The organism is Microbacterium sp. LCT-H2 (assembly GCF_001866135.1).
Taxonomy (GTDB): domain Bacteria; phylum Actinomycetota; class Actinomycetes; order Actinomycetales; family Microbacteriaceae; genus Microbacterium.
Map to the genome: position 1 here is coordinate 455227 of NZ_MODW01000001.1, position 14925 is coordinate 470151.

The window sequence follows — 14925 nt, forward strand, 5'->3', positions numbered from 1 at the left end:
GGGTTGGTCAGGCGCGTGCGGGCTCGGGTGCCGGCGCTAGCTCTCGGAGAGCAGCGGGGCGTCGGGCTGCACGGACGCCGTTGAGGATGACGACGACCTCGGCGATCTCGTGTACCAGGACGACACCGGCCAGACCGAGAACGCCGAACAGCGCCAGCGGGAAGAGCACGATGATGATGGCGAGGGCCAGGGCGATGTTCGCGGTCATGATGCGTCGCCCGCGGCGCGCGTGCGCGAGCGCGCCGGGGATGAGGCGGAGGTCGTGGCCGGTGAACGCGACATCGGCGGACTCAATGGCGGCCGCCGAACCTTTCAGTCCCATGGCGATGCCGACCGTGGCGGTCGCTAGTGCTGGGGCGTCGTTGATGCCGTCCCCGACCATGGCCGTCGGGCGGACGGTGGTCAGGGATTCGATCGCGTGGGCCTTGTCGGCGGGCAGCTGCTCGGCCCGCACATCGTCGATGCCTGCCTGGGCGGCGATGGCGCGGGCGGTGCGTTCGTTGTCGCCGGTGAGCATGACGGTCTCGATGCCCTGACTGTGGAGCATCCGCACGGTCTCGGCCGACTCCGGGCGCAGTTCGTCACGGATGCCGATGAGCCCGGCGACAGCGCCGTCGGCTTCGACGACGACCACGGTCATGCCCTCCGCAGCCATCCCTTCGGCGGCGGTGCTGAGCACGGCCGGGTCAAGCCAGCGCGCGTTCCCGACGCGGATGAGTGTGCCGTCGACGCGGCCGGCGATGCCGTGGCCGGCTTCTTCCACGACATCGATGGCGGACAGCGCCTTCGGGGATGCCGCGGTGATCGCGGCGGCCAAGGGGTGCGTGCTGGTCGCCTCGATGGCGGCAGCCCAGGCGAGCAGGTCGTCGCGATTGGTCCCGTCGGCGGGTCGGACGTCGACCACCGCGGGTTCGTTGCGGGTGAGCGTCCCGGTCTTGTCCAGCGCGACGGCGCGGATCGTGCCGAGCTGCTCGAACGCCTCCCCGGACTTGATCACCACGCCGAACTTCGACGCGGAGCCGATGGCGCTGATCACGGTGACCGGCACCGCGATCGCCAGCGCGCACGGGGACGCCGCGACCAGGACCACCAGTGCCCGCTCGATCCAGGTCCAGGGGTCACCGACGACGAAGCCGAACAGCGCGACGAGCGCCGCGGCGATCAGGACGACGGGAACCAGCGGGCGCGCGATCCGATCCGCTAGTCGTGCCCGATCGCCCTTGCGGGCGTGGGCCTGCTCCACCAGCGAGACGATCTGCGTGAGGGAGTTGTCGCGGCCATCCGCGGTCGCCTCGATCCGCAACGTCGCCGACCCGTTCACCGAACCTGCCGCGACCACGTCGCCGGGCCCGACCTCGACCGGGATGGACTCCCCGGTGATCGCCGATGTGTCCAGGCTGGAGCGTCCCTCGACGACGACACCGTCGGTCGCCACACGCTCGCCCGCTCCGACGACGAGGATGTCGAGCTCGCGCACATCGGCAGCAGGGACCGTGATGTCGCCACTGAGCCGTGAGACGCGCACCGTCTCCGGGATCAGTGACAGCAGTGCGCGCAGGCCCTCCTTAGCGCGGTCCATCGCTCGGTCCTCCAGCGCCTCAGCGAGGGAGAACAGGAACGCCAGGGTCGCTGCTTCACCGACGTGCCCGAGCAGGACGGCGCCGACAGCAGCGATCGTCATCAGCAGACCGACACCGAGCCGGCCACGGATCACGCGCCGGATCGCACCGGGAACGAACGTGTACGCGCCAGCGAGCAGAGCTGCCCACTGCAGCACCAGTGCGGCAATCTCCAGGCCCGTCCACTCGAACGCGTACCCGGCGAGTAGGAACACACCGGACAGCGCCGACGGCAGTAGAGCGATGTCCCGCCACCACGGTGGACGCACCTCGAACTCGTGATCGGCGCCGGCGGCTGGTGGCAGGGCGGGGCCGCAGCACGCATCGCCGTCATCATGAGCAGATACGCCCGCCGCCGCCTGCACGACCTCTGGGCCGCAGCAGCCGTCTCCCCCCTGCGGTAGCGACAACTCGACGCGGTGGATGGTGCCTGTCTTCCGCGGCTCGTCGTCGCCGCAGCACTCCGCGCTCATGCGCAGCACTCGCACTTCTCGTCAACGCACGGCACGCCTTCATCGACCGCCACAACCGCGTCGAGAAGATGCCGCAGGCCCACCGTCAGGTGCGGATCTGCGATCTCGTACCGCGTGCGACGACCCTCCGGCGTCGCGATCACCAGTCCACAGCCCCGAAGACAGGTGAGATGGTTCGACACGTTCGTGCGGCTCAGTTCAAGATCACGGGCGAGCTCGGCCGGATAACCCGGGGCATCCAGCAGCGACAGCAGGATCCTCGAACGCGTCGGGTCGGCCATCGCCCGACCCAGCCGGTTCATCACATCAAGACGAGAAGCAATAGTCAGCACACGATGACTATACACGGGACACTGAACTATAGCGATGGCGACTCCACTGGACACTGCATCGAGGCGTGGCGCCTTGTCCACCACCTCCTGGAACGTGCCGAGCTTCACTCAGGATCGCGCCTACCGGAAGTTCTTCGACGAGTCCGTGTCGTTCGGATGCGACGGGGATGCCTCGATGAGTATCACCCGTCCCGGCTTCTTGCCCTTCGGCTGGGGAGCGTCGACCGCGTAGCGAAGCCTCGCGCCGTCCGTGACCTTGTACTGCCAGACGGGCAGGGTCCTCCCGCCCACCACCGCTGTAGATAGGTTGCCCTTCAGCTGGTAGCAGCGCGAGCTGTCGAACCGCGTCGGGTGAGCGGTCAGGTAGTCCCAGGCATCCGCGAGGGCGTTCTTCGCGGTCGCGCGAAGGTCGCGCCACCCGCGCTCCGCCGCGACGTCGCCGAAGACGATCTCGTACTCGCTGACCCTTGTCGGTCGCGGAACCGACGATCCCCGCCTTCCCGCCATTACGGGCGCTCGACCCGCGCAGACGTCTCCGTCAGATCGATCGGCTTAGCCGGCCGCGCACCCATGGCGTAAGCCGCAGCAGTCTCCCGCCACTCGTGCTGAGCACGCAGCAGGCGTTCAAACGTGCCCAACTCGCTGGCGGAGTAAACCAGCCGCTCAATTTCGCTCGCGTAAGTGGCCAGCTCGCCCTCATCGAACTCACTCGTCCACGCGAAGAGCTCCCGCAGCGCAGCGCCGACATCGCCCCTGTTCCGCCCGATAGCGCGGAGCAGTTCACTGGAGAGCTTCACGCCAAGCTCGAGCGTGTCGAGGTCGTGGCCACGAAGGATCACCAGGTCATCGCCATCCCGACGAGTGATACGCACCTGGCCCTCGTCGATGTGGGCAAGGACATCCTTCGGCTTACGGAGGAGATCGGTGAAAGTCGCGGTGCTCATGAGACCAGAGTACATCAGATAAACATCAGAGGTTCTGCGTCTTGTGCGCTGGAGCCCCCCGCTGCACCCGTCCGGATGTCCGTTCAGTCGGACACCCCACTGAGAACGAGTGCATCGGCCGCGATAATGTCGGAAGCGCGGTGAGATGACGCTAGATGTCACTCGGACGGGGACGGCGTCGGATTCTCTACGCGCTTTGCGGTGACACATTCCTGACGATGCACCACCGGATTGCCATCCCGCCCACGAGATCAGGTGAGTTCACTCTCGAGTTGTTCGATGCGTGCGCGGATGTCGTCGCAGTTCGAACGGACGGCGTCGATACCCTGGCGCGCTGGGTCGTCCAGCTTCCAGTCCTCGTAGCGCTTGCCAAGAAAGAACGGACAGGCCTCGCCGCATCCCATACTGATGACGACGTCAGACGCCTGCACGGCTTCGGTTGTCAGCACTTTTGGGCTGCTCGGCTGTGCTGTCGATTCCGAGCACGCCCATCGCCTCGTCAGCAGTCGGGTTGGACCGCTCGGCGGGCATGGATCCCGCCGAGCGGACCTCGACGCGGTCGCCTGCGATGTCGCGGAGACATCCGGCCGCCATCTGCGAGCGTCCGGCGTTGTGGACACCGACGAAGAGGACGGAGCGCTTGGTGGTGGTGTCAGTCATGGAGGGCCCTAGTAGGTACTAGTCCAGGAGGCCTCGTCCACGAGGGTGCGTACCCGTACGGTTTGATTGTCGAGGCTGGTAACATCCTCGTGAAATGATCACGTCTGGCCGGTCTCGTAACCAGGCGGCGTCTGTTGACAAGCTCCTGATAACGAAGATCATTACAGGCCTTGGGTTGGCCCTGCTCTTGATTGTCGGAGCATGGTCCGGTGGTCATCGCGACGCGGACGCCTCTCCATATCTCACTGCTACCTCGACTGCATCGATGGAAACCGAGCTTACGAGCTATGGTGCGGTTGGCTCGTCGACGCATGGTTCTGGTGGCGCCTCATCGGAACGGCTCCTGATAGACGGCGCCTCCGCGAACGCACTGATCGGCCTTACAGGGTGCGTGTTTGGCCTCGTCTGCTCCTTCCTGATCCTCATCGTCGCTCGAGCCTTCGTAAATCGCGTGCCGAACGGAAATCGCGAGCGACTTCCGCGCATGCCCGAGATGAGGGCCGCACCCGACCGCCCGTTTGCACGAACTCTTTCCCTCACGCAACTCTCTCTGTCGCGCACCTGACATCGATCAGCCATCTCACGATGGCGCTTCACATTCGGTGGGGTTCACGTTCGTTGTGCTGTGTTGTGGTTGGAGAGAAATGAAAGCGTCTCAAAAGGCGATCCTCGTCACGGTGGGTCTCGTCGTTGTCCTCCTTGTCGTCGCGCTGGTGTACGTCCTTCTCAGTGAGAATCGGGCCTCCGCGCCCGAGACAGAAGGCAACGACGGCCCTCAGGTGGTGCGAGAGAATTCACATGTGCTCGACGATGGCGGCGACGCAGCGGTCACCGTGGTCGAGTTCCTCGATTTTGAGTGCGAGGCGTGTGGCGCCTTCTACCCGCTGGTCGAGGACCTTCGTGAGAAGTTTGATGGGGAGATCACCTACGTCATCCGGTATTTCCCGTTGCCTGGCCACTTCAACTCGAAGAACGCTGCGATCGCGGCAGAAGCGGCGGCCCAGCAGGGACGGCTGGAAGACATGTACCACCGCTTGTTCCAAACACAGGCCCAGTGGGGTGAGGCTCAGGAGTCGCGTGCGAACCTGTTCCGGGGTTTCGCTGTGGAGCTCGGGTTGGATATGGCTGCTTTCGATGAAGCGGTCGCGGATCCGGCGACCGCACAACGAGTGGAGTTCGACGTTGATGAGGGCGAGCGACTCGGCGTCAGCAGCACTCCGACGTTCTTCATCGACGGGGAGCAGGTCGTATTGGAGAAGTGGACGGACCTCGAGGACGGCATCGAAGCTGCGGTGAACGGGACGCAGTGATGGTGCGTTCGTTATCGCATCGCCGAGCGATTATCGTCGGGGCCGGCCAATCTGGATTGGCGATGGCGTCCGCGCTGTCGTCCTATGGGCTGGAGGCACAGAAAGACTTCGTCATCATCGATTCCGCGCCGACCGGTCAACGAAGCTGGGCAACCCGTTGGCACTCGATGAGGCTTCTCAGCGATGCTCGCAACAGCACTCTCCCCGGGTTCCCCTTTCCCGGGGACAATCGCCGTCATCCAGGCGGTCGCGAGATGAGCGACTACCTGGCTTCTGTAGAGAAGACGCTCGGCGTGAAACCTCTCTGGGGCGTTCGCGCTCTCGAGGTGGAACGCCGCGGAGACGGATCCACGTTGCACCTTTCGACGTCCATCGGGGACGTGCAAACGCGAAACGTTGTCTGTGCCACAGGATCTGCGGCAGTGCCCCGAGTCCCTACCTGGCGCCAGAATCTGTCGGCACCCGGAACGGTTCTACATTCCAGTCAGTACCTACACCCGGGCCAGATCCCTTCGGGGACCGTGTTGGTGGTCGGCGGAGGGTTCAGCGGCGTACAGATCGCCGAAGAACTCGCTCACTCGCGAGATGTCACTCTATCCACCCGAACAGAACGACCGCGGCCGTCAGCGCGATGGTCCATCTGGCCGAGGCTGCGCCGCAACCACTCGATTCGTTCCGGCCCCGCGCCCACCGCTCTGGCCGGCGTGAGCCACGCGCCCCCCGTCGTGGAGGCCGACGGAGCCGTCGTGACATTTGCCGATGAGTCGACGATGCAGCCGCACTCCATGATCCTCGCTACCGGCTACGAACCCGGCGACAAGTGGCTACCCGCCCCGGAACCCACCGGTGCTCGGACACAAGCCAACACGCATATTCCCGGACTGTTCACGGTCGGCATCCCGAAGTACTCCCGAACCGGCGCAGACACGATTCCGGGGGCATGGAGTGATGCTGCCATCGTCGCCCCCAACATCATCGACCGCCCCTGAAAGGATCACCATGACAGAAGCAGGGCACTCGCACGGAGTGGGTGACGCCACTCCCCGCAATCGTCTGATCATCGCTTTCGCGATCACCTCCTCGGTCTTCGTCATCGAGGTGATCGGGGCGATCATCACCGGCAGCCTCGCACTACTCGTCGATGCGGCGCACATGCTCACCGATGTCACCGGGTTGGCTATGGCCGTCACCGCGGCGCATCTCATGAATCGCCCTCCCACCCCCAAGTACACCTTTGGCCTGCAAAGGACCGAGGTTCTCGGAGCACTCGCCCAAGCAGCGCTGCTCCTCGGGGTCGGCATCTTCGCGCTCGTCGAAGGTATACGGCGGCTCTTCGAACCCCCAGAGATCGCGTCAGGAAGCCTGCTGTTCTTCGGTATCGTCGGCCTGGTCGCCAACATCGCATCCATGCTCGTCCTGTTCAGCGGCCGCGGACGCAATCTCAACATGCGCGCCGCATTCCTCGAGGTCGTCAACGACGCCCTCGGCTCCGTAGGCGTGATCGCCAGCGCGATCCTCATCGCCGCTTTCGGCTGGTATCAGGCCGATGCCGTCGCCGGTATCTTGATCGCCCTGCTCATCATCCCTCGCACGCTCATCCTGTTGCGAGCATCCGGACGTGTGCTGTTGGAATCGACACCCCCGGGTCTCGATCTGGACGATGTCCGCCGCCACATCCTTGCCCTTCCGCACGTGGTCGCGGTGCATGATCTGCACGCGACTCAGGTCTCAACGGACCTCCCCACCCTCAGTGCCCACGTCGTGGTCGACGACACCGTCACCATGGAGACCTCCGCGGCGTTGCTGACAACTCTTCAGGAGTGCGTCAGCGAGCACTTCGCCGTCAGCATCGAGCACTCCACTTTCCAGATCGAACCCGAATCGCATCCCGGAGAGCACGACACCCATGCATAAGAACCTCCCCAGACGCACCGCCATTGTCTTATCCGCCGTGCTGTTGTCAGGAGCAGTCGTCGTCGCCACCCCGACGGTCGCTGTCGCTGACGACAACTTCGACTCGTCGTACCCCGTTGCCGACTCGACCATCAGCGGCTCGCCTGATGAGATCTCACTGATGTTCACGGGAACCCTCAACAACGAGGCCGGCACGACGATCATCGAGGTCCTTGATGAAGGCGGAGAAGACGTTGCTGTCGATTCGCCGACGGTGAGCGGTCAATCGATCACTCAGCATCTCTCCCCGGAAGCCGCCGATGGTCTGTTCACAGTGCGCTGGAAGACAGTCTCTGGGGACGGGCATCCGATCAGCGGGCAGTTCTCGTACACCGTCGGACAGCCCGGACCGAGTACGAAAACCGCGCCACCCGCAACGCCGAGCCCCAATCCCAGTCCCAGCCCGGAAGAATCCGACAACACTACGGAGGAGCCAGAGCCCGCTCCTGCCAGGCAGACATACGGTGGCACACCATCAGGCGGAGCAGAGTCCGAGATGCTGCCCGTGTTCTTCGTCGGCGGCCTGGCAGTGATTCTCGGGTTCGGCGTCGTCGGAGTGATTCTGGCCGGACGCCGGCGCCACCAGCAAGACCGTGCCCAGGCTTCTAGAGATACGGCGGCTGGGGAGGGGGGTCACGATGCGTGACCGGGCACGAAGGTTCGCCGTGGTGTTGATCATCGCCGCGATCGTCACTTTGGTCGATCAGGGAACCAAGGCCCTCGCTCTGAGCTCATTGAGCCAGGATCAGCGCATACCCCTGGTCGGCGATTGGCTCGGTCTTCAATTGGCGTTCAACCCGGGGGCGATCTTCTCGTTGGGCGAAGATGCGACCTGGGTCATCACTGTCGTCGGCGTCATCGCGACCACTCTGCTCGTGGGAGCCGCTACGCGAACCCAAAACGCATGGTCAGCAGTCGGCTTCGGTTTCATCGTGGGAGGCGCGATCGGCAACCTCATCGATCGCCTCTTCTCTCCCCCGTCGTTCGGAATCGGACACGTCACCGACTTCCTCGCCTACGGAAACCTCTTCATCGGAAATCTGGCCGATGTCGCCCTGGGTATCGGCGCCGTGTTCCTTGTGATCGCGGGTCTGCGCGCCAGTCGCCGACACTCCTCGCCTTCTCGCCCCGAATCCACAGATCCCGCACCAGCCGAAGAGATGGCCCGCCCATGAGCCCCAAACAACGTGTTCCCTCCACCTATCAGCGCAATGCTCTCGCCCCCAGCCTCGTCGCTGCCGCCATCCTGTTTCTCGCGCCTTTGCTCGTCCAGGCGGGCTGGGCGCCACTCGTCCTGTTTGTTGCGTCGATTTTCGGGCTGATCATCGCATGGTTCGCCGTGCAGGCCCGTCATTGGTGGTGGGTACCGATCTTCGTCGCGGTGGCTGTGCTCTGGAATCCGGTGATGCCCTTCCCCTTCTCCGGTGTCGTGTGGGAGATAGCTCAGCCCGTCGCCGCTGTGGTCTTCCTGGCGGCGGGGGCGACGATCAAGGTGATCCGGAAATGATCTGCGGGAACCTCGCGTCAACACCATGCTTGTGAGCGGCGCGATCCCCGACACTCCGCCAACGCTGCAGTCCTTGCTCGCGCCGGCGGATCTGACCATTCCTGTGTTGCCCGTCATCGCCGGAGTCCTTGCGGCCCTCTATCTCGTCGGAGCGGTCCGCCTATGGATGCATGGTCGGCGCTGGTCCGTCTGGCGGACCGTCAGCTTTCTTCTCGGATGTGTTCTCCTGGCGGCAGTCACTGGCCTTGGGGTAGAGGCGTACGGAGAAGTCCTTGTCTCTGTGTTCATGTTCCAGCAGCTGACCCTGATGATGACGGTGCCGCCGTTGCTGGTTCTGGGCTCGCCGGGCACTCTTCTCCTCCGAGCGACACCGCACCGTGGAGCCGGCCGGATGATCCTCACGGCAGCGCATACCGGTCTTCGGAGTCGCGCCGCCAGGTGGTTGCTCAGCCCGTGGTGCACGGTTCCCCTCTACCTGTTCGCCTTCTACGGCCTCTACCTCGCGGGCTCGGCGGACGTCATCCTCGCCCTGCCTGCCGGCCACGTCATGCTCGAGTTGGCGTTCCTCCTCGCCGGCGTGCTGTTCACCATTCCGATCCTGTCTTCGGATCCACTCCCGGTGAGGTTGGGTCACGGAGCGCGGGCACTCGATGTGTTCGCCGAAGCCGCACTCCACGCGTTTTTCGGAGTGTTTCTCATGATGGCCAGCACGATCCTGGTCGGTTCGTTCGTCGCACCCACGGAGGCCCTGGGCGTCGACCCCCTCGAAGATCAACAGCTTGCCGGCGCGCTGGCTTGGTCGTATGGCGAAGCGCCCACGGTGCTGATGCTGGTGTACGTGATGCACCGCTGGTTCCGCAGCGACACGGCCGCTGCTGCTGCTGCAGACCGGTACGTCGATCTGCATGGGAACTCAGAGCTCGACGCGTATAACTCCTACCTCAGCAAACTGAACTCTGATGACCCTCAACGTTGATGCAGTCGTGAGGCGCCCAATCGCCTCCCGCAGGAGGTGTAGTCGTCACATCGGGTTCGATCCACGCACCATGTCGACGGCAGTACCGTTGCCCGTTGCGATAGTCGCGTCCGCTATCGCCGGCGCCGCGCTGGATCTTGCGTACCCGGAGCTCGGCTGGTGGCCCGTGGCCTTTGCGAGTGTGACGATCGGCCTGTGGACACTGCGCGGGCGTTCGCTACCCGCGGCGTTCTTGGTTGCCCTCGTCTACGGGGCCGCGTTCTATTTCACCCACCTCGTCTGGGTCTCACGATTTCTCGGCCCCATCCCCTGGGTGGCGTTGGCCGGACTGGAATCGCTGCTCTTTGGTGCCGGTGGGATGCTGATTGCGCTCGCATATAGGGTGATGACCAGCCGCTCGCGGTGCGGATATTCCATGATCACGCCTGCGCTCATCGCAGGCGTGTGGGTGCTGCGCGAAACCGTGATGGGAACTTTCCCTTACACGGGGTTCCCCTGGGCGCGGATCGGATTCACCCTTACTCAAAGCCCGTTCGCGGAAGCCGCCTCCTGGGTGGGAACTACCGGGCTCTCCTTCCTGACGGTCCTCATCTGCGCGAGCAGCTTGGACGCACTCGCTCATCGACGACGGCGACCGGGAGCAGTCGCAGTTCTCGCTCTCACTGCCACCGCGCTCGCCCCCCTGTTCCCCACTACGCAGGCAGGTGCCATACGTGTCGGATGGGTGCAAGGAAACGGACCAAGCGGCTACTTCGACACCAAAGCACCCGGCGACATCATGCGGGCTCAGGAAGGGGCGACAGCTCCTCTCCTCGGTCGGGGGATGGATCTTCTCGTCTGGCCAGAAGGCGCAGTCGACGCGGATCCTTTCCAGGATGCAGACGTCACCGACCGGCTTGACCGACTCGTAGCAGACGCCGGCGCTCCGGTGTTGGTGAATGCGGCGACCGTGCGCGGCGACGATACTTTCAATACGTCGATCCTGTGGACGAGCGCCGGACCGCAGCAGATCCACGACAAAGCCAACCCCGTGCCTTTCGGCGAATACGTCCCGGACCGTTGGTTCTACGAGGCCATCGCTCCTGACCTCATCGGACTCATTCAGCGCGAGTACACGCCTGGCTCAAACACGCCCCTCGTGAACGTCGGCGGTGTTCCCGTCGGTCTGGCGATCTGTTTCGACGTCATCTACGACAACGTCATTGAGGACAGCGCGGCGAAGGGCGCACAACTGTACGTGTTCCAGACGAACAACGCCGACTTCAGAGGCACAGATGAGAACCTCCAGCAGCTCGCTATTGCGCGTATGCGCGCCATCGAAACCGGAAGAAGCATCGTGAACGTGTCGACGACCGGCACGAGCCAGGTCATCCGCCCTGATGGGACCCCACTTGCAGAGCTCGCGGTGAACACGCAAGGCGCAAACGTCACCGAAGTGCCCCTCTATACCGGGACCACGCCAGCGGTGGTTCTTATGCCGTGGATCGGGTGGGCGTTGAGCATGGGAACCGTATTGATGCTGCTCGTCACCACCGCTACTCGTCAGCAGCGAGCGGGCGAGGATTTCCGTTTTCACGAAGGGAACACGCTGTGAAGACAAAATCGCTCTCGCTTGGTGCGGCGTTCGGCGCGCTGCTTCTGCTCAGCGGGTGCGCTCCCACCGTGCATCTCGAGGCGGCTCCGAAAGCGAACGATCCGTTGTGCGCGGAGGTCACGGCCCGGCTACCCGACTCTATCGGTGATCAGGCGCGGGTGTGGACGGACGCGCAAGCCACTGGCGCATGGGGAAGTCCCACCAGCGTGCTGCTCACCTGCGGGCTGGACTCACCGGCTCCCACCACGCTGCAATGTGTGAGTTTGGGGGGCGTCGATTGGATCGTGGACGAAGCGGAGACACCAAATCTACGGTTGACGACCTACGGGCGGGAGCCCGCAGCGCAAGTGTATGTGGACACGACGACGTTGTCGGCCGACGCCGTTCTCCAAGCACTTGCCGGAGCGATTCAGCAGCTTCCGAAGAACGATGCGTGCACAGAACCGATCACGAAAGACCCTGACGAAGAAACCTCTTCGACGGAGGGAGCGACACCGTGACGCCTCCTATTCTCCGCGTCGCCGGGCTGACGATTTTCGTCGTCTCTGCAATCGTCGCCGTCGTCATCGGGCTGGTGATCGGCGGAGGAGCTGCACCGAGGCTGACCAGCGACCCCGGCGCGGTGGTTCGCTGGGGCCTCCCGGTCGCGAAACTACTCGTCAACCTCTCTGGCGCTGCAATGGTAGGACCACTCGTGTTCGCTCTGTTCGCTCTCGCATCCGGCACGAAGCCCTTCCTCACCGCGCTCAATCTTGCCTCGGCGGGTGCCGCAATTCTTACCGTCGCGAGCGGGACGGTCACCTTCCTCACCTTCCTGTCCTCGTTCAACCCGAAGGTGAGCCTGGAGGCAGAGTTCGGCGCACAACTGGGCCGTTTCCTCCTCGACACCGAGCTTGGAAGATCTTGGCTCATCACCGCCATCTTCGCGTCGGTCGTGACCGTGCTCGCATTCGCGGTGCGCGGCTACGGTGCCGTGCTCGTCACAACGATGCTCGCGATCATCAGCCTGATTCCGATGTCCACTCAGGGGCACTCCGGGGAACTGGCCAACCACGACGCGGCAGTCATGTCTCTCACCCTGCATATCGTTTCGGCGGCGGTGTGGCTCGGCGGGCTCACATTGCTCATCGTGATCCGTCCGGGCCTTCCATCGTCCACCCTCGAGGACATACTCCGACGGTACTCGACGTTGGCACTCATCGCCTTCGTCGTCGTCGCCGTATCGGGGTATGCCCGGGCGCTCACTGCCCTCGGACGATGGGACGACCTCGTCACGCCGTATGGGCTGATCCTGCTCGCAAAGATCCTCGCGCTGGTGGTGATGGGCATCCTCGGAGCCGCCTACCGCGGTCGACTCATCGCAAAAGCGGGCGAGGGCCGCAACACCTTCTGGATGTTCGTGTGCGTCGAGCTGGCATTCATGGGTATCGCAAGCGGCGCCGCCGCGGCCCTTGCCCGAACAGCCGCACCCGCGGACACGATCACGATTCCTCAGACCACGGCCGCGGAGATCCTCACCGACGCCCCAGTCCCGCCAGAATTCACGACGGAGCGATGGTTCACGGCGTGGAGCATTGATCTGCTGTGGGTGATTGTGGGAGGTTTCGCGGTGTTCTTCTACCTTGCCGGGGTGGAGCGCATGAGACGTCTCGGGCAGCCTTGGCCGATGCGGCGCACCATCGGCTGGGTGATCGGGATGGGCGCGCTCGTGTGGACCACCAGTGGCCCGCTCGCTGTGTACGACGAACCTCTGATCAGTATGCGTTTCCTCTCTTTCGCACTTCTCGGCCTCGTCATACCGGTACTTCTCGTTTCCGCTGCGCCCCTCGTGCTCGCACTCACCGTCATACATCCTCGGGACGACGACAGCCGCGGAGCTCTCGAATGGCTTCTGTGGGTTGCCGCCAGCCGAACAATTCGGCTGGCGCTCAACCCCATCATCACCGCCATACTGTTCACCGCCACGATGTGGCTGATCACATACTCGGACCTCTTCCGATGGTCGCTTTACGACCAACTCGGAAGCGAATGGATGATCACGCACCTCCTCGTTATCGGGTGCCTCTTCGTCAGTTCGCTCTTCCGGCGCAATGGCGCCGTGCCCGCTCCCGGGCGATCTCGGCGGTGGACCTTCACCGCACTCATCACTCTGACTCTGACGACGGTGTTCATCGGCATCGCCACCATCACCCGAACAGACCTCATCGTCGCCGAGTGGTTCGGCGCCATGGGACGGAGCTGGGGATCCACCCCGCTCCAGGACCAGCGCGTCGGAGGAATCATCATCGTCGGAATCGCGGCTTTGCTCGCGGCCCTGATCGCAGCCTCGGTGCTGCGCCCCCAGCGCACAAACTCAGTTACCCTCCCCACGCACACCTCCCGAAAGGACGCATCGCGGTGACCTCGACCCGACGCCCGACCTGGCTCGCCGGCAGCATCATGACCCTGATTGCCTTGAGCATCATCGTCGCCCCCGCACCCGCGGCCATGGCGCACGATAACCTCCTCGACGCGGTACCCGCGCCGGAAGAGACGGTGACACAGCTCGACGCCGTCGCCCTCACCTTCAGCGGAGAGCTCATCGACTTCAGCCAGGCCAGCTTCGCGCAGGTCCAAGGCCCCGATGGTCTGTACTACGAGAGCGCGTGCTCGACTATCGACCGCAACGTCCTCACCACTCCGGTGAGACTCGGAAAACCTGGTGTCTACACCGTCCTCTGGAACGCGGTCTCCAGCGATGGGCACCCCATCTCCGAGAGCTACACGTTCACCTACGCACCGACAGGCGTGGACCCCGAATTCGGGTGGGACAAACCAGCATGCGGAAATGAAGAGTCCCGCGCTCAACCCGGTAAGTCGACTCCGTCGCCTACCCCCACAACGAGCGGTGAAACGGAAAACTCAGAGCCGTCGTCGGCACCGACATCCCCACCCCAGGACGAAACCACAGCCATCGCGATTCCCCTCATCATCGCCGTAGGCGTGGTCGGAGTTGGCGTCATCGCCACAGCTCTCGTCGCACGACAGTTGCGCCGAAAGAAGGATCAGCGCCATGACTGATGTACGGACCCCGGCCATCGGGTCGCAGCGACGACGCAGTTACGCGCCGACCATACCCAGCGCGAATCAGTCACATGTGGCGAGGTGCCACGGAAGCGGCAGCCCCCCAGGAGACGATGGACGCGCGAACACGTTATCCATGCGACTGAAAGAAGGGAAAGCGTGAACGCCCACATCGCGAACGAAGCAGCTGCATCATCCGAGGACTGCGGGTGCGCGCCCACCCCCGCTGAACGCGACTCCTTCTGGAAGCTGCGCATCAGCCGGCGCGGGGCGCTCGGACATCGCGCCCTCAGCGCCGTTGCTCTCGCCAGCTTCGGCATCACCTCCGGCGTGTCCGCCCCGTACGCGGCGTCCTATCTCGGTTGGGACGATTTCCAACGAGTCAAAAGCAACGAAGCGGCCAAAGCCGCGGAGGTCACGCGCGTCGGAGGGCTGGTCCAGTCGCTGCCGCAGAAGGTCGCCGAGACTAGGAGTGCGCCGCGATCGCCGCTGCG

At 64.2% G+C, this 14925-nt stretch carries 16 protein-coding genes and 1 pseudogene; 12 read left to right on the forward strand and 5 right to left on the reverse strand.

The window, feature by feature from the left end:
- Positions 1-7 precede the first annotated feature (7 nt).
- The 5 genes and pseudogenes from BK819_RS02220 to BK819_RS02240 form a co-directional block, all read right to left on the reverse strand.
- Entirely contained in the window at positions 8-2092 is a 2085-nt protein-coding gene (locus BK819_RS02220; protein WP_231479865.1) for a cation-translocating P-type ATPase, read from the reverse strand.
- Positions 2089-2424: a helix-turn-helix transcriptional regulator gene (locus BK819_RS02225; protein WP_029266220.1), complete on the reverse strand. Its 336-nt coding sequence runs from the start codon at positions 2422-2424 to the stop codon at positions 2089-2091. The genes BK819_RS02220 and BK819_RS02225 overlap by 4 nt, the downstream gene beginning before the upstream one ends.
- A 120-nt stretch (positions 2425-2544) precedes the next feature.
- Positions 2545-2931 (reverse strand): hypothetical protein, encoded by a 387-nt coding sequence (locus tag BK819_RS02230; protein ID WP_029266222.1) that lies wholly within the window; start codon positions 2929-2931, stop codon positions 2545-2547.
- On the reverse strand, positions 2931-3368 hold the full coding sequence (locus BK819_RS02235; protein ID WP_136025417.1) for a hypothetical protein: 438 nt from the start codon (positions 3366-3368) through the stop codon (positions 2931-2933). Before BK819_RS02235 ends, BK819_RS02230 begins: the two co-directional genes overlap by 1 nt.
- A 251-nt stretch (positions 3369-3619) precedes the next feature.
- Positions 3620-4028, reverse strand: a pseudogene (locus tag BK819_RS02240) (heat-shock protein HtpX).
- 265 nt (positions 4029-4293) lie between these two features.
- On the opposite strand from BK819_RS02240, the gene BK819_RS16470 reads away from it, so the two are divergent.
- The 12 genes from BK819_RS16470 (at position 4294) to BK819_RS02280 (ending at position 14428) form a co-directional block, all read left to right on the forward strand.
- Positions 4294-4593, forward strand: a complete 300-nt coding sequence (locus BK819_RS16470; protein ID WP_143049227.1) for a hypothetical protein — start codon at positions 4294-4296, stop codon at positions 4591-4593.
- A gap of 79 nt (positions 4594-4672) precedes the next feature.
- Entirely contained in the window at positions 4673-5338 is a 666-nt protein-coding gene (locus BK819_RS02245) for a thioredoxin domain-containing protein (RefSeq protein ID WP_029266226.1), read from the forward strand.
- On the forward strand, positions 5338-6327 hold the full coding sequence (locus tag BK819_RS16275; protein WP_029266228.1) for an NAD(P)/FAD-dependent oxidoreductase: 990 nt from the start codon (positions 5338-5340) through the stop codon (positions 6325-6327). Before BK819_RS02245 ends, BK819_RS16275 begins: the two co-directional genes overlap by 1 nt.
- 10 nt (positions 6328-6337) lie before the next feature.
- On the forward strand, positions 6338-7252 hold the full coding sequence (locus BK819_RS02250) for a cation diffusion facilitator family transporter (RefSeq protein WP_029266230.1): 915 nt from the start codon (positions 6338-6340) through the stop codon (positions 7250-7252).
- Positions 7245-7937 carry a copper resistance CopC family protein gene (locus tag BK819_RS16280; protein WP_029266231.1) on the forward strand — a complete coding sequence of 231 codons (693 nt, stop codon included), beginning with the start codon at positions 7245-7247 and terminating at the stop codon, positions 7935-7937. Before BK819_RS02250 ends, BK819_RS16280 begins: the two co-directional genes overlap by 8 nt.
- Positions 7938-7956: 19 nt before the next feature.
- Positions 7957-8466 carry a signal peptidase II gene (locus BK819_RS02255; RefSeq protein WP_231868231.1) on the forward strand — a complete coding sequence of 170 codons (510 nt, stop codon included), beginning with the start codon at positions 7957-7959 and terminating at the stop codon, positions 8464-8466.
- On the forward strand, positions 8463-8798 hold the full coding sequence (locus BK819_RS02260) for a DUF6804 family protein (RefSeq protein ID WP_029266233.1): 336 nt from the start codon (positions 8463-8465) through the stop codon (positions 8796-8798). Before BK819_RS02255 ends, BK819_RS02260 begins: the two co-directional genes overlap by 4 nt.
- 25 nt (positions 8799-8823) lie before the next feature.
- Positions 8824-9774, forward strand: coding sequence for a cytochrome c oxidase assembly protein (locus BK819_RS02265; protein WP_029266234.1), 951 nt, complete (start codon positions 8824-8826; stop codon positions 9772-9774).
- Positions 9775-9844: 70 nt separating this feature from the next.
- On the forward strand, positions 9845-11368 hold the full coding sequence (gene lnt, locus BK819_RS02270) for an apolipoprotein N-acyltransferase (RefSeq protein WP_051667918.1): 1524 nt from the start codon (positions 9845-9847) through the stop codon (positions 11366-11368).
- Positions 11365-11868 (forward strand): DUF3515 family protein, encoded by a 504-nt coding sequence (locus BK819_RS16285; RefSeq protein ID WP_036331304.1) that lies wholly within the window; start codon positions 11365-11367, stop codon positions 11866-11868. Before lnt ends, BK819_RS16285 begins: the two co-directional genes overlap by 4 nt.
- A complete protein-coding gene (locus tag BK819_RS02275) occupies positions 11865-13769 on the forward strand; it encodes a cytochrome c oxidase assembly protein (protein WP_062635481.1) in 1905 nt (634 codons plus the stop codon). The genes BK819_RS16285 and BK819_RS02275 overlap by 4 nt, the downstream gene beginning before the upstream one ends.
- Positions 13766-14428 (forward strand): copper resistance CopC family protein, encoded by a 663-nt coding sequence (locus BK819_RS02280; RefSeq protein WP_051667920.1) that lies wholly within the window; start codon positions 13766-13768, stop codon positions 14426-14428. Before BK819_RS02275 ends, BK819_RS02280 begins: the two co-directional genes overlap by 4 nt.
- Positions 14429-14925 lie beyond the last annotated feature (497 nt).

Excerpts from the sequence above, each read along its gene's own strand:
- BK819_RS02250 (WP_029266230.1), top strand. The coding sequence starts at position 6,338 with ATGACAGAAGCAGGGCACTCGCACGGAGTGGGTGACGCCACTCCCCGC.
- BK819_RS02220 (WP_231479865.1), bottom strand. The coding sequence starts at position 2,092 with ATGAGCGCGGAGTGCTGCGGCGACGACGAGCCGCGGAAGACAGGCACC.
- BK819_RS02230 (WP_029266222.1), bottom strand. The coding sequence starts at position 2,931 with ATGGCGGGAAGGCGGGGATCGTCGGTTCCGCGACCGACAAGGGTCAGC.
- BK819_RS02245 (WP_029266226.1), top strand. The coding sequence starts at position 4,673 with ATGAAAGCGTCTCAAAAGGCGATCCTCGTCACGGTGGGTCTCGTCGTT.
- BK819_RS16275 (WP_029266228.1), top strand. The coding sequence starts at position 5,338 with ATGGTGCGTTCGTTATCGCATCGCCGAGCGATTATCGTCGGGGCCGGC.
- BK819_RS16470 (WP_143049227.1), top strand. The coding sequence starts at position 4,294 with ATGGAAACCGAGCTTACGAGCTATGGTGCGGTTGGCTCGTCGACGCAT.
- BK819_RS16280 (WP_029266231.1), top strand. The coding sequence starts at position 7,245 with ATGCATAAGAACCTCCCCAGACGCACCGCCATTGTCTTATCCGCCGTG.
- BK819_RS02265 (WP_029266234.1), top strand. The coding sequence starts at position 8,824 with ATGCTTGTGAGCGGCGCGATCCCCGACACTCCGCCAACGCTGCAGTCC.
- BK819_RS02260 (WP_029266233.1), top strand. The coding sequence starts at position 8,463 with ATGAGCCCCAAACAACGTGTTCCCTCCACCTATCAGCGCAATGCTCTC.
- BK819_RS02235 (WP_136025417.1), bottom strand. The coding sequence starts at position 3,368 with ATGAGCACCGCGACTTTCACCGATCTCCTCCGTAAGCCGAAGGATGTC.
- lnt (WP_051667918.1), top strand. The coding sequence starts at position 9,845 with ATGTCGACGGCAGTACCGTTGCCCGTTGCGATAGTCGCGTCCGCTATC.